Here is a 14,323-nt window from a genome sequence, read left to right on the forward strand (position 1 = left end):
GTGGCCAACGCCCACGGCACCGTCACCGGTGCCGCCGGCGGTGTGCTCCTGCGCCCCTTCGCCCGGCTCATCTCCAAGGCCGGTGACAGCGTCACCACCTACGGCGAACCCTGGAACATGAACTGACGACGAGCGTCTGACCCCGCTTTGGTGGAGCGGTTGGGCTAGCTGCCCAGCCGCTCCACCGCGGCGGCGATTCGCTCGTCGGTCGCGGTCAGAGCCACCCGAACGTGCTGCGCACCCCGGGCTCCGTAGAACTCCCCGGGAGCGACGAGAATGCCACGCTCGGCCAGCCAGGACAGGGTCGTCCGGCACGGCTCACCGCGAGTAGCCCACAAATACAGCCCCGCCTCGGAATCGTCGACGGTGAAACCCGCTGACCTCATCGCGGCGAGCAGAACATTGCGGCGGCGTGCATAGCGCTGCCGCTGCTCGAGTTCATGGGCATCGTCGTCGAGCGCGGCCACCATCGCCGCCTGCACCGGCGTCGGCACCATCATCCCGGCGTGTTTACGCACCGCCAGCAACTCGGCGACCACTTCGGCGTCACCAGCGACGAACCCGGCGCGGTACCCCGCCAGCGACGACGTCTTCGACAACGAGTGCACCGCCAGCAGACCGGTGTGGTCGCCACCGCTGACCGACGGATGCAACACCGAAGTCGCCTCGGCCTCCCAGGCCAAGCCCAGGTAACACTCATCGGAGACCACCAGCGTGCCGCGTCCGCGGGCCCATTCGACGACCTTGCGCAGGTGGTCGCGGCCCAGCACCTTGCCCGTGGGGTTGCTCGGCGAGTTGATGAACATCACCGCGGGCGACTCGGGACCCAGCTGGGTCACCGAATCGGCCGGGATCACCCTGGCGCCGGCCAGCCGCGCACCCACCTCATAGGTCGGATACGCCAGCTCTGGCACCACAACCACGTCGTCGGCTCCCACCCCGAGCAGGGTCGGCAGCCACGCGATCAGCTCCTTGGTGCCGATGACCGGCAACACCGCGTGCTCGGCCAGGTCGGTGACGCCATAACGGCGGTGCAGCGCGGCCACCGCCGCTGCGCGCAGCGCGGGCGTGCCGGCTGTCGTCGGATAGCCCGGCGCACTGCTGGCCGCGGCGAGGGCCTCCCGGATCACCGGAGCCACCTCGTCCACCGGGGTGCCGACCGAGAGGTCGACGATGCCGCCGGGGTGCGCCCGCGCGGTCGCGGTCACCTCAGCGAGGGTGTCCCACGGAAAGACGGGCAGCACCGCCGAGACGGGGTGCCGCCGCACACGCAGCGGGATGTGAGGCGTCAGTCCTCTTCCTTGGGCGGCAGATCCTTGACCGACTGCGGATCGTTATCGGTCTGCCCGACCTTCGAGGCGCCGCCCGGCGAACCGAGCTCGGCGAAGAAGTCGGCGTTGATCTGGGTGTAGCCCGACCACTGATCGGGGACGTCGTCCTCGTAGTAGATCGCCTCGACCGGGCAGACCGGCTCACACGCACCGCAGTCGACGCATTCGTCGGGGTGGATGAACAACATGCGAGCGCCCTCGTAGATGCAGTCGACCGGGCATTCCTCAATACATGCCTTGTCCTTGATGTCGACGCAGGGTTCGGCGATCACGTACGTCACTGAGGTTCTCCTCGGTCTGTCGTCTCTGTGTGGCTGTTCTTCGGTGTGGCTGTGTGTCTAGCGCGGGCGCTGGGAACGCCTAGTATCCGATGCCGGTAACCGGGTAGGCGAGTCAGTGTGCCCTAACTTTTCGGTCCCCGGTACCACTCCACTCAGGTGTTCCGCGCGGTTACTGATACTAGACGAAACGTATATTAACCAGCTACAGCAGCAGATCGCGTGCTGACACCGTCGCTGCGTCGACAATCGCCGGGCACGTCATACCGCATACGCGGAGCATCAAGTCGGACCGCTTCGCTCAGCAACCCTCGACCACGGCTGGCAAGAGGTCGCCGACGTCGCACTGACCTGGCTGAAGGCGCAGAACCTGACGAGCTGAATCAGGCCGCGCGGTCGGTGTAGGTGGTGGTGCGCTGACGGGCCGGGCGACCGATGCCCTCGGCGATGGCGACCAGCTCCTCCACCGACTTCGCCGACCCGTTCTCCGAACCTGCCATCCGCGAGATGGTCTCCTCCATCAGCGTGCCGCCGAGATCGTTGGCGCCACCGGTCAGCATCACCTGGGTGCGCTCCACACCAAGCTTGACCCAGCTGGTCTGGATGTTGGAGATCCTGCCGTGCAACATGATTCGCGCCAACGCGTGAACCGCACGGTTGTCGCGGTGCGTCGGGCCCGGCCGCGCGCCGCCGGCCAGATACAGCGGCGAGCTCTGATGCACGAACGGCAGCGGAACGAATTCGGTGAAGCCGCCGGTGCGGTCCTGGATGTCGCGCAACACATTCAGGTGGCCCACCCAGTGCCGCGGGGTGTCCACATGCCCGTACATCATCGTCGAGCTCGACCGCAGACCGACCTCGTGTGCGGTGGTGACCACCTCGATCCACATCGAGGTGGGCAGCTTGCCCTTGGTGAGCACCCAGCGGACCTCGTCATCGAGGATCTCGGCTGCCGTACCGGGGATGGAGCCGAGACCCGCTTCCCGCAGTGCGGTCAGCCAATCGCGAATGCTCAAGCCGCTCTTGGTGACTCCGTTCGCGATCTCCATCGGAGAGAACGCGTGCACATGCATGGACGGCACCCGCGCCTTGACCGCGCGCACCAGATCGGCGTACCCGGTGACCGGCAACTCGGGATCGATACCACCTTGCATGCACACCTCGGTGGCGCCCGCGACATGCGCCTCCCAGGCGCGGTCGGCGACCTCCTGCGTCGACAGCGAGTAGGCGTCGGCGTCACCCTTGCGTTGCGCGAACGCACAGAACCGGCACCCGGTGTAGCAGATGTTGGTGAAGTTGATGTTGCGGTTCACGACGAACGTCACGTCGTCACCCACAACATCCTTGCGCAGCGAATCTGCCAGTGCGGCAACAGCATCCATCGCAGGACCGTCAGCGGTGGCCAGAGCCAGGTACTCGTCGTCCGAGCATCCGGCCGGATCGCGCTCAGCGGAGCGCAACGCGGCCAGCACATCGGTGTCGAGCCGTTCCGGCGCGCGGGCGGCGAGCTCATGCACCTTCTCGCGGATCGACTCCCAATCGCCGAACGCGCTGCCCAAATCGCTGCGGGTCTCTGTCAGCCGGCCCTCGCTGTCGATCGCGGTATGCAGATCCGTGCGGCCCAGCGACTCGGTGGCCTCGTCGGGCTCCTGCCACGGGCGGCCCACCGGATTGACGTCGAGCGCGAAACCGGTATCCGGGTCGGCCAGTGCCTCGACATGGCCCTGCACCCGGGGATCGATCCACGCCGCGCCGGCCTGCACATACTGCGGCTGCGCCGTCAGTCGCTGCACCAGGTCGTAGCCGGCCTCGGCGGTGATCGCGGCGAGATCATCGAGCGCCGGCCAGGGCCGTTCGGGATTGACATGGTCGGGTGTCAGCGGCGACACCCCGCCCCAGTCATCGACGCCCGCTCCGATCAGGGCCAGGCACTCCTGGCGGGACACCAGGTTCGGCGGGGCCTGAATGCGCACCTTGGGCCCCATCACCAGGCGGGTCACCGCCAGGGTGGCCAGGAAGTCGTCGATGCCGGCGTCGGGCACCGCGGCCATCGCGGTGTGGTCCTTGGCCCGGAAGTTCTGCACGATCACTTCCTGGACGTGGCCGAATTCCTTGTGCGAGCGCCGGATTGCGTGAATGGTCTCGGCGCGCTCGGTCAGCGTCTCCCCGATACCGACCAGCAGACCGGTGGTGAACGGGATCGACAGCCGGCCGGCGTCATCCAACGTGCGCAACCGCACCACGGGATCCTTGTCGGGACTGCCATAGTGAGCGGCACCGCGGGTCTCATATAGCCGGCGTGACGTCGTCTCGAGCATCATGCCCATCGACGGCGCCACCGGCTTCAACCGCGACAGCTCCGACCAGCTCATCACGCCGGGGTTCAGATGCGGCAGCAGCCCGGTCTCCTCGAGCACGCGGATCGCCATCGCCCGCACATAGTCCAGGGTGGAGTCGTAGCCCCGTTCGTCGAGCCACTGCTTGGCCTCGGGCCAGCGCGCCTCCGGACGGTCACCGAGGGTGAACAAGGCTTCCTTGCAACCCAATTCGGCACCGCGCCGCGCAACGTCGAGGATCTCGTCGGGCTCCATGTACATGCCGCGGCCCTGCGCGCGCAGCTTGCCGGGCACCGTGACGAACGTGCAGTAGTGGCAGGTGTCCCGGCACAGGTGGGTCACCGGGATGAACACCTTGCGCGAGTAGCTGATCGGAAGCCTGCCCGTCGCGCCGCGGCGGGCTGCCGATTCCAGACCGGCGTCGCGCACCCGGGCCGCACTGGTACACAGTTCGGCGAGGTCTTCGCCGCGCGCGGTCATCGCGATCGCGGCTTCGTCCACATTGAGCGCGACCCCGTCGCGCGCACGACGCAGGACGCGTCTCATCGCGGCAGGCGAGGGAGCTTCAGACCGCGCCGGAATCACCGGCATGGGCAGCGGACTGCTGGGCTGCGAGTTCAGGGCCACTCCCCGGTAACCGTCGACAGCTGGGAAATCATCCGCGCGTCTCACAATCTGAAACTCGGGTGACGGACATGGTCCACACAGTAGTACCCGCATTAAGCGGCGTGGTCGCGTGTCTCAGCGGGTCACAAACGTGCAAACACGGCAAAGAAATTTGTAACACTGCACTGCCCGCAACGTAAGTTGTCATTGTTAGCTGCAATCCGAGTTGGGGGTTTAGCCATGACCGTGTCCATCCGTTCCTCTCTGATGGCAGGTGCGGCGGCGATGGTCGTCGGAACCATGGCGATCGCACCGGTGCAGCCATCGGCCCCAGCCTCGATCACGGCGGATTCCGTGCGCCTCTCCGCCGCGACGGCGCCGCTGGTCAATCAGGTCAATACCGCCGCTGCCGCGCTCGGTGCGGCCGACCCGGTCGCACCGGCTCAGCAACCCCAGGCCCAGAAGTCGGCGACAGCGAACAACACCGCGTCGAACATCATCGACCAGGTCTACGGCGTTGCCAGGTATTGGGCGAACTACATGTCGCTGGAACTTGGCCCCTGGCTCCTCGGATGGGTTCCGTTCGGCTATCTCATCAACGATCAGATCTACATCTGGTACCCGAATTTCACGCTCCCGGTGGTCGACAGCTTCGTCTACGACTTCCTCGATCCGGTGGTCAACGACTTCTGGAACCCGACCGTGTGGCGTGACGGCCTGACCGCCGTTTTGAACACCGCCCGGGTCGGGCTCAGCGTCGTGACCCAGCAGGAGATCGCCTACTTCTGGAGTCTGGCCTGGTTCCCGATCCCGCTGCCGCCGCTGCCGCCGCTGCCGTTCGCCGCAACGAAGGCGCCCGCCGGTGCGGCGAGTTCGGCCGCGGCCATGGAGAAGACCGCGACGACCAAGACCTCCGGAACGGGTCACTCCGCCCGGCCGCAGGCCGCCAAGCAATCTCAAGACACGACGGACACGGTCGATACACCCGATGAGCCGGTCGTCGCCGCGGCTGCCGGCACGCCGAGCGCCTCGAAGACCGTCAAGGCCGACAGCAGCAAGCCGTCGTCCGGCAAGAGCACCAAGGCCGGCAGCGACACCGGCAAGAAGTCGACGGGCGGCTCGGCACGCAGCCACGGCCCGAAGGCGGACAAGGGCGGCGACTAGCTGGATCGGTTGCGCCGCCACAGGAACCATGCCGGCGGCCCGGCACCCAGCGCCAGGAACGCCAGCACCGAATAGGCCATCACGCCGGGGCCGCCGAAGACGATGTCACCGCCTGGGCCGCCGAGCGTCAACGCGGCGACGGTGATCAACCACGTCAGCAACGGCAGTGCCGCCAGGCGCGCGGAAACCGCCCAGTGGGCGGCTGCCCACACCAGGGCGAGATTCACCAGACCGCTGACGAGGGCGCTGATCGGGAACGGCACCGCGCCGAGGTAGAACGGGAGAAGCAGCGCTCCGGCCACTGCCGATAGGACACCGTCGACGGCCAACAGCGCCAGCACCACCGCGCGGAGTGCCGGATCGGTCGTGCCCGGGTCTTCGGTGACCTCGACGGAGGCGGGCGGCTGCTTCAACCCCGTCTACTGCCCGAGGTCGAGACCGGCCAGAAGATCGGTCTCCCAACCACGCTCATCGGTGGGACCCGCCGTGCCCTCGACGAGGACGTAGTGTTCGGCGGACAGCACCGGCAGGACGACCTTGTTGGACAGGGTGAAGGCCCGCCGGGTCGGACCGACCAGCATCTGGGTGGCGTGGGCGGCGATGGCATCGACCTTGGCGTCGACATGTTCGGGTGCCTCGATGACGGCGGTGATCTGGTCGTCGGTGAAGCCGAACACGACGTCGGCGGGGGGCCGGATCCAGTCGGCCAGCACATCGGAGTCGCTCAGTGCATTGCCGGCCTCGCGAAAAGCGGTGGCGCCGATGCCACCCCAGTAGAACTTCGGCACCTTCCACGTCGCGGCGGCGACGGCGGCGGTGGTGATGCGGTGGGTCTGGATGTGGTCGGGGTGGCCGTAGCCGCCGCCGGGGTCATAGGTGGCCACGACGTGCGGACGCAGTTCGTCGATGATGGCGACCAAAAGGCCGACGGCTTCGTCGAAGTCGGCGTCGACGAACTTGGTGTGGCCGCGCTCGGGGGTGCCGGGCATACCCGAGTCACGCCAGTGGCCCGCGCCGCCCAGGAACCGCGGCCCGGGCAGGCCGAGCGTCTGCAGGGCGGTCGTCAATTCGTAGATCCGATAGCCGCCGAGCTGGTCGGCCGCATCGACTGCCAGTTCCAGCCACCGCTCGTCGATGATTTCGCCCTCTTCGCCGAGGGTGCAGGTGACGACGGTGACCTCGGCTCCGCGCTCGACGTAGCGGGCAATGGTGACGCCGTTGTTCATCGTCTCGTCGTCGGGGTGGGCGTGCACGAACAACAACCGCGGAGTCTCCTGCGAAGCCACGAGGGTCACCCTACCGTTGCCGGTGGCATAGATTCGGCCCGTGAACCGGCGCGACCTGGAGTTCGGCTGCGCGGTTTTGGCGATCGGTCTGCTGGCCGGTCTCGCCGGGGCTGCGACGACGTTGGTGCTGCACGCCGTCGAGCACCTCACCTATCACTACAGCTTCGGAACGCTGCTCGACGGTGTCACCGGGTCGAGCCCGGTGCGACGGGCGGTCGGCCCGATGATCGGTGGCACCCTGGCCGGCCTGGGTTGGTGGCTGCTTCGCAGGCGGACGCGGGTGCCGTCGCTCACCGACGCCATCGACGCGCCCGGTCCGATGCAGCGGTTGACGTTGACCATCGACGCCGGACTTCAAGTGCTGCTCGTCGGAGCCGGCGCGTCTCTTGGCCGGGAGGGTGCGCCTCGGCAATTCGCGGCCGCCCTCGGCGATTTGGGCACGTCTCGGTGGACGCTGACTCCGCAGGACCGCCGGATTCTGCTCGGCTGCGCAGCCGGTGCGGGTCTGGCGGCGGTGTACAGCGTGCCGATGGGCGGCGCCCTGTTCGCAATCCAGATCGTGCTGCGCAGCTGGAGTCTGCGAATCGTCGGCACGGCACTGATCACGTCGAGCATCGCGGTGGCGGTGGCCGCTCCGGTCACCCACCTCGAAGTTCCTCTGCACTGGCCCAACCCGGAACTGTCCTATCTGCTGACCGGGTTCGCCGTCCTGCTCGCCCCGGTGGCGCTCGCGGTGGGCCGGGGATTCAACCGGCTGATGGACTCCGCCAGAGCTCGTCGGGTCGGTGACTCGTGGCTGTTGATTCCGGCGGTCGCCGGCGCCGGACTGCTGATCGGCGTCCTCTCGCACTGGTGGCCCGAACTGCCGGGCAACGGCAAGAGCGTGCTGACCGTGAGCGTCGCCGACGGGCTGACCCTCGCGTCGGCCGCGGTCATCCTGCTGCTCAAGCCGATGCTGACCGCGCTGTTCCTCCGCGCCGGCGCCGTCGGCGGCATGCTCACCCCCGCGCTGGCGACCGGCGCGGCAATGGGTTCGGTGGTGGCGGTGGCGGTGAACACCTGGACGCCGTTGACGGTCAGCGTGCCCGCGGTGTCATTGGCCTGCGCCGCGGGCGTCCTGGCGATCACCCAGGGCGCGCCGACGTGGGCGGCGCTGTTCGTGTGGGAGCTGGCCCGCCCGCCGCTGTGGCTGCTGATCGTGTTCGCCGTCGCGGCGACCGCGGCCCATCTGCTCGACCGCCGACTCACGAGGCGCGCCGACCACGCGGCACTGCACTGACCTCACTTGCAGAGGTCGGCGACCTGCTTGCGGTCGAAGTCGCCCTCGGCCTGCCGGGCGGCCTGGCGTGGATCGCTGTACGGCACACCCGCCAGCGCGTTCATCCCGACATCCTGCAAATCGCGGGCGAACGACCGGATCGCATCGGCAAGACGGACCGGGGTATTGGCGTCGAGCTGACGAAGGAGGTAGTCACCGGCACCGAGCATCGCCAGGCTCGCGTCAGGGGCCGGCAGAGCATTGCGTGCCTGCATGGTGGCCACCATCTCGAACGCGTTGCACACCCGCGCCTTCGGATCACCGGGTAGCGCAACGGCATTGGCGTCGTCCGCCGATGCGCGCACCATCGCCCACACCGATATGGCCAGTGCGATCGCCGCGATCGGAATGGCGAACGGCGCCAGCCGCTGCCAAATTGTCGGCGCGGTAAACATTGGCGCAGAACGAACTTCGACATCTTCGTCGGCATCCGACATCAATTGACTATATCGGCGGGAAATGGCCCGGGAACCGACAATGGACGGATTTCCAGTGAAAGTGCATGAGCATCAATGTTTCTGGATAGCATCGACTGCAGAATGAATTCCCAATTTCGAAGATGATGACCCATTCTCGAAACAGCCCACCCACTTCTGACCAGTGCTCGCCGGGAAACGGTTTCTCAGCGACCCCTGACAACGGCCGCCGCATCAGGTAGAAGGACGTGGTGGAAAACTCGCCGCTTCGACAAGCAATGGCCCGCCGACTACACCGGCGTGCGATCGCCACCGGCGAGATCAGCGTGCCCGCGGTGCCCGGAATGCTCGAAGAATATGTGGCGATGTGCACGGGTCTTTTCGACAGCCTGGGCCGGGGGTTCACCGACGAGCAGATCGACAACCTGCGCAACATCCTGCGTGACCAGCTGGGCGAGGCCTTCGCCGCGTCACCGCGGTCGGAGATCGTGATCAGCTACGAAGCGCCAGTCGGCATGGTGGTGAATTACCACGTGAAGTGCCGCTGGTGGTCAGTCGAGGGCGCGTACGAGAACTGGATCGCCACGCGGGAACCACCGCTGTTCGGCTCCGAACCCGACGCTCGGGTGTGGACGCTGGCCGGCGAAGCCGCCGACCCCGCCTCGTTTCCGATCCTCGACCTGGGCGCGGGGACCGGACGCAATGCGCTGGCGCTGGCCAGGCGCGGTCATCCTGTCGACGCGGTGGAGATGACGCCGTCATTCGCCGAGACCATCCTCGTCGGGGCACAGAAGGAATCGCTGACGGTCCGGGTATTGCAGCGCGACATCTTCGCGACTCTGGACGACCTGCGTCGCGACTACCAGCTGATCCTGCTGTCCGAGGTGGTGTCCGACTTCCGGTCGGCGGATCAGCTGCGCGGAGTCTTCGACCTGGCCTCGCAGTGCCTGGCCCCCAGCGGCCTGCTGGTGTTCAACGCGTTCGTCGCGCACCGGGACTACACGCCCGACGAGGGTGCTCTTCAGCTGGGCCAGCAGTGCTACACGACGATCTTCACCCAATCCCAGATGTCCGGCGCGCTGGCCGGTTTTCCGCTGACACTGGTGTCCGACGAGTCGGTGTACGACTACGAGAAGGGCCATCTGCCGGCCGAGTCATGGCCTCCCACCAGCTGGTATGCCGATTGGGTCAGCGGCCAGGACGTCTTCGACGTGCCCCGCGCGGAGCGCCCGATCGAGATGCGGTGGTTGGTCTATCAGAAGGCCGGTGCCCTCGGCGGGCCCCGCGCCGGGTGACGAACTGGACAATATTTGCTGGCGCTGTATCGGGCTATGTACCTATCGGGTGACGCCCGTCACAGGAGCCCCACGCGCATCGCGATATTGCGATATTTGCGGGCGCGAAGACCCTCAGGTGAGCCGACATCACCCAGACGAACGGATTTGCCTGGCCCGCAAGGACTTTCTCCAGGTCAGGCAACGACGCCGGCGAACAGATTGGCAAAAATTCTCAGGAAGAGTCTTTAGCCTTATCAGCCTCCTCTCAGGTATCGTTCTGCATTAGCTATGCCGCAAACAGCGGAGGGAGACGGCATGCGACGGGCCTTGGGGCCATTCCTCACCACAGGAGTGGCGCTGGTGGCGGCCACTGTGGTCGTCGCAAACCCCCTCGCGCCCCCATCCAGGGATATGCAGATCTCGACCACCCAGTTGTCGACCAGTCCCGACCTGCTCAGCCCGTCCGACAAGTCACTGCTCAGCGCCCTGACGCCGCAGTTGCCGGTATCGAATCTCGGCCCGGCGCTGGCGCAGATCCTCGCCGCACTGGCCGCCGACGCCGACCGCATCAGCCGCGAGGTCGCCTCGGCGATCGGCCCCGATGTGGTGGTCGCGGCGGCCGCACCCGAGCAAACGGCCTACCGGCCCGAGCCCGTGGTCGCGCCGTTCATCGAGTCCCCCAACGCGGCTTCGCTCGCCGCCAGCACCGGCTTTGCTTCTGCGGTCGCCAGCTCTGACGTGGTGCAGGTGTTGAACGGCCTCGTCGCCGACACTTCGTATCTCGGCGGGAAGGTCGTCGAGGCCTCCGTCGCACTCGTCCAGGTCATCATCAGGGTCCCCGAGTTCGTCATCGTCGCGGTGGTGGACCTGCTCAACGGGAACATCACTGGCGCACTGGACACGGTCAAGGCGGCCATCAAGGCGTTCTTCGGCCCCGGGCTGATCATCCTCGACGGGATCCGAGACGTCCTCTATGGCCGGCAGGCACCGGCGGTGCCGCCGACCGCGGCCAAGCGCCTGGTCGAGCAGGTCACCGGTGCCGAGACCCCGAAGCCCGCGACGGGCGGGTCGGCACGTCCGAGCCGCGAGGGCACAGGCGAGGGCGAATCGGGTCGCAAGCAGGTCGAGACGCCGCAGGTGGCCATCGCACTCCGGCCCACCCCGACGGCATCGAGGTCGACCACGACGTCCACCAAAGCGCACAGCAACACCAAGGCGTCGTCGGGGTCGACACGCTCTACGGCGGGTTCGGCCCGGGATTCGAAGCCCGGCGCCAGCTCGGACTCGTCCTCCGACTGACCCGACCTGCCAAAAGCCGCAGCTCGTCTCCCGGGGCAGTCATTGCGCCTTCAAAAAACTCGCTCCGCAAAGGCGGATTTCCCCTTTTCTCAGTGTGCTCTCAGGTAGTTTTCGCTGGTCGGTACAGTTCGGGGGAAGGGGCTTGAAATGCCTGCAGCAATCAACGCGCTCCACAAGACCAGCATCGCGCTCGCCGGGGCAGCCGTCATCGCGGTCAGTCCACTGAGCCCGAGCCAGGACGTCCGGATCGCGTCGGTGCACCTACCCGAAATCCAGCTCACCGACCTCACCGTGCCGGCGTTCGGCGCGATCCCCTACCAGATCGGCATCAACGTGCTGGGCGACCTGCTCGCCGCGACACCGATCCTGGTCGGCAGCACCCAGCAGTGCGAGACCTACTGCCTGGGACCGAACACGCCCGCACCCGACCCGACCTACGCGCCGTTCACCGGCTGGGGCCTCGTCGGACTGGGCCAGGGGCTGATCTCCAGCCCAGTTGCGCTTGTCAGGGCATTGCAGGCCGGCCAGGACCCCGCCCAGGCGCTCGGCGTCGCGCTGCTCGCCATCCAGGTGCCGATCACCAACACCTTCAGCCTGCTGACGGCATCGCGCACTCCCTTCGGCGGCTTCGGGCTACAAGCCACCCTCGAAAGGACCTTCACCGCATCCCAGGACGCACTTGTTGCCGGCTATCAGATCGCCGCTCAAGCGCTGGTGCAAGGGCCACTGACAATGCTCGGCGGCGCCGTGGCCGGGGCGACGGCCTTCGCATCGACACTCGCGCAAACCGGCGATGTCGTCAGCGCATTGACCGCTGGTCGTGCACCGATCCAGCAGGCTGTCACCGCCGCCGTGTCCGACCTCGCATTCAAGATCGACACGGGGCGGGCGCGGGTGTACGCCGACCTCACCAACGGTCCAGGGGTGACCACCCGGCCGATCCCGACGGTCCCGCCCCCGGCCGGGGCAACCTCCCGCCTTGCCAAGACCACGAAGCCGACGAAAACTGTTGCCGACAACGACAAGTCAGTAACCAAGAAGGGTTCGGTCGCCGGCTCGAAGCGCGCGCACAAGGCCGCGTCCGCGGAATAGGACTACTGGGCGGCCTTGGCCCAGCGGCCGGCGTCACCGACGATGCCGACCGGCACCGCGCCGGTCAGGCTCACGTTCTGCACGCTGGGACCCACCGCGACGATGGTGGTGTCCTGCAGGATCGGCAATACCGTCGACAGGTTCCACAGCCGGGGTTCGACCAGATTGATCACGTCGTCGATCTTTGCCGAACCATCAAGGGCCGCATCGATATTGGGCTGAATGCTGCGGTCGCAGATGCCGGTGAGGTTCGAGGGCGCCTGCACCAGCGCGCCGGAGTCGGGCACCGGCACCGGCGGGGACGTCTGCGTCGTGGTGGCCGGGCCGGGCGACGGGCTCGATGACGGCGTCGACGATGTGGTGGAGGGCGTGGCGGGCGGGGCTGTCGGCACGGCGGTCGCCTGTAAGGCCGGGCACCCGTAGCGGGACGCGAGCACGGTGGCCAGGTCACCGCCCGCGGCATGCCAGCCGACGATCGCGTCGACTCGGTTGTTCACCAGCGCATCCCCATACAGCACCGGCGGATCGAGCGCCAGCACGGTCGCAGCGATGCCGACACTGCGCAGTTGATCGGCCGCGGTGTTGGCGACGGCCACGGCGGTCGGGTCGTTGGCGGCCACCCCGATCACCAGCGACAGCGTCTCGCCGTCCTTGCTGATCCGTCCGCGAGTGATCTCCGGCGGGCCGGGCTGCGGTGTGGCAGTGCGTGATCCGGCCGACGGTGGCGGCTGCACCGGCGATTCGGTTGGGGTGCGGTCGATCTGGAAGCCGGCCTGCTCGAGCAGCTCGAGCGACCGCTGCGGACCCAGTGCGGGCGGCGCGGTGGGCACATAGCCCGGATCGCTGGGCGCACGGACCTGGGCCTGGGCCAGGGTGACGGTGTTGTCGCTGCCGGCACCCACCGCGGCGAGCAGATCCACGTCGAGCAGGCCCAAAATTCCTTTGCGCACAGCCGGATCCGATAGCTTCGGCTCGACCGCCCGCAGGGTCAGCTGCATGACCCGCGGGGTGACGATGCGCGCCGTACGCACATCGGGGATGGCCGACAGCTGCGCGAACGCCGCCGCACCGCCGTGTACCTGCGCCACCTGCGTGTCACCGTTGCGGATCGAGTCGGCCAGGGCGGCAGGCGCACCCGCTCGGCGGAACAGGATCTGATCGGGATGGGCGGGCGGCCCCCAGAACCGGTCGTTACGCGCCAGCAGGATCTCGTCGCGCTGCGGGTCGATGTTGTCCACCCGGAACTGGCCGGCGGTCACCGGCAGCGCGCGGGCCAGGCCGGCCGGGAAGCCGCCGGGCACGTCCTTGACGATGTGGGCGGGCAGCAGATCGTTGAACAGCTCCCGCCACGCGGGGTATGGCTGGGAGAAGGTGACCACCGCGGTCTTGCCGCCCTCGATCGACTGCACGCCGGTGATCAGGTCGTAGCCCGCCGGGTCGACGACGCCGGGCTCGCTGACCATCTGGCGCCACAGGTACCAGAAGTCGTCGGCGGCGATCGGGGCGTTGTCGGTCCAGGACGCCTCGGGACGGATCTTGTAGGTGACGGTGAACGGGTTCTGGTTGGTCACTTCGGCCGAGACCAGCAGCGTGGGGTCCATCTCCCAGCGCGAGCCGGTCGACGTGGTCGGGTCGGGCACCGGCCGGAACGAACTGGGCAGGACCAGCGCGCTGATGGCGGCGTTGACCGGCGATTGATCCGAGAGCAGATGCGGGTTGAAGCCGGCGCCGATCGAGTCGATGCCCATGATGATCTGGGTGGCCCGGGCCGGTGGCGGCGGCGGTGCATTCGTGGTCTCGGTGCTCTGCGGAGCGGGCGGCGGACTGACCGTACACGCGGCCGTGACCAGCACCGACCCGAACACAGCCAGGGCTTGCAGGCTGCGTCGTCTGTCCGGCACGCCCATCAGAGTAGCGATA

Annotated in this window: 13 protein-coding genes; 6 read left to right on the forward strand and 7 right to left on the reverse strand. The window is 67.7% G+C overall.

What is annotated here, in order from left to right:
* Nucleotides 1–126, forward strand: a 126-nt coding sequence (locus HPC46_RS16395) for an MspA family porin (RefSeq protein ID WP_179471683.1), incomplete at its 5' end; no start/stop codon positions are given.
* A 38-nt stretch (nt 127–164) separates the two neighbouring features.
* On the opposite strand, the gene dapC is transcribed toward HPC46_RS16395, so the two are convergent.
* The 3 genes from dapC to HPC46_RS16410 all read right to left on the reverse strand — a co-directional run bounded on the left by dapC (nt 165) and on the right by HPC46_RS16410 (nt 4,536).
* A complete protein-coding gene (gene dapC, locus HPC46_RS16400) occupies nt 165–1,268 on the reverse strand; it encodes a succinyldiaminopimelate transaminase (RefSeq protein WP_325096690.1) in 1,104 nt (367 codons plus the stop codon).
* Between the two features lie 20 nt (nt 1,269–1,288).
* A complete protein-coding gene (fdxA, locus tag HPC46_RS16405) occupies nt 1,289–1,612 on the reverse strand; it encodes a ferredoxin (RefSeq protein WP_005147036.1) in 324 nt (107 codons plus the stop codon).
* Nucleotides 1,613–1,992: 380 nt separating this feature from the next.
* The gene (locus tag HPC46_RS16410) at nt 1,993–4,536 is read right to left on the reverse strand and encodes a bifunctional FO biosynthesis protein CofGH (protein ID WP_218894274.1); all 2,544 of its coding nucleotides are present in this window, start codon (nt 4,534–4,536) and stop codon (nt 1,993–1,995) included.
* A gap of 255 nt (nt 4,537–4,791) precedes the next feature.
* On the opposite strand from HPC46_RS16410, the gene HPC46_RS16415 reads away from it, so the two are divergent.
* Nucleotides 4,792–5,715, forward strand: a complete 924-nt coding sequence (locus HPC46_RS16415) for a hypothetical protein (RefSeq protein ID WP_179471685.1) — start codon at nt 4,792–4,794, stop codon at nt 5,713–5,715.
* On the opposite strand, the gene HPC46_RS16420 is transcribed toward HPC46_RS16415, so the two are convergent.
* Entirely contained in the window at nt 5,712–6,128 is a 417-nt protein-coding gene (locus HPC46_RS16420) for a hypothetical protein (RefSeq protein ID WP_179471687.1), read from the reverse strand. The two genes, HPC46_RS16415 and HPC46_RS16420, sit on opposite strands and share 4 nt — an antisense overlap.
* 6 nt (nt 6,129–6,134) lie before the next feature.
* Nucleotides 6,135–7,001, reverse strand: a complete 867-nt coding sequence (mshB, locus tag HPC46_RS16425) for an N-acetyl-1-D-myo-inositol-2-amino-2-deoxy-alpha-D-glucopyranoside deacetylase (RefSeq protein ID WP_179471689.1) — start codon at nt 6,999–7,001, stop codon at nt 6,135–6,137.
* Between the two features lie 40 nt (nt 7,002–7,041).
* Here mshB and HPC46_RS16430 point away from each other — a divergent pair, with 40 nt between their 5' ends.
* On the forward strand, nt 7,042–8,280 hold the full coding sequence (locus tag HPC46_RS16430) for a chloride channel protein (protein WP_179471691.1): 1,239 nt from the start codon (nt 7,042–7,044) through the stop codon (nt 8,278–8,280).
* Nucleotides 8,281–8,282: 2 nt separating this feature from the next.
* Here the strand turns inward: HPC46_RS16430 and HPC46_RS16435 are convergent, their stop codons facing one another.
* A complete protein-coding gene (locus tag HPC46_RS16435) occupies nt 8,283–8,756 on the reverse strand; it encodes a hypothetical protein (RefSeq protein ID WP_179471693.1) in 474 nt (157 codons plus the stop codon).
* 257 nt (nt 8,757–9,013) lie between these two features.
* Here HPC46_RS16435 and HPC46_RS16440 point away from each other — a divergent pair, with 257 nt between their 5' ends.
* From HPC46_RS16440 to HPC46_RS16450, 3 genes are all read left to right on the forward strand, one after another.
* Nucleotides 9,014–10,030, forward strand: a complete 1,017-nt coding sequence (locus tag HPC46_RS16440; RefSeq protein WP_179471939.1) for a class I SAM-dependent methyltransferase — start codon at nt 9,014–9,016, stop codon at nt 10,028–10,030.
* 297 nt (nt 10,031–10,327) lie between these two features.
* Nucleotides 10,328–11,311, forward strand: a complete 984-nt coding sequence (locus HPC46_RS16445) for a hypothetical protein (protein ID WP_179471695.1) — start codon at nt 10,328–10,330, stop codon at nt 11,309–11,311.
* Between the two features lie 147 nt (nt 11,312–11,458).
* The gene (locus HPC46_RS16450) at nt 11,459–12,403 is read left to right on the forward strand and encodes a hypothetical protein (RefSeq protein WP_179471697.1); all 945 of its coding nucleotides are present in this window, start codon (nt 11,459–11,461) and stop codon (nt 12,401–12,403) included.
* A gap of 2 nt (nt 12,404–12,405) precedes the next feature.
* Here HPC46_RS16450 and HPC46_RS16455 read toward each other — a convergent pair whose 3' ends face one another.
* Nucleotides 12,406–14,310: an ABC transporter family substrate-binding protein gene (locus HPC46_RS16455; protein ID WP_179471699.1), complete on the reverse strand. Its 1,905-nt coding sequence runs from the start codon at nt 14,308–14,310 to the stop codon at nt 12,406–12,408.
* Nucleotides 14,311–14,323: the final 13 nt, after the last annotated feature.

Source organism: Mycolicibacterium vinylchloridicum (assembly GCF_013404075.1).
GTDB classification, from domain to species: domain Bacteria; phylum Actinomycetota; class Actinomycetes; order Mycobacteriales; family Mycobacteriaceae; genus Mycobacterium; species Mycobacterium vinylchloridicum.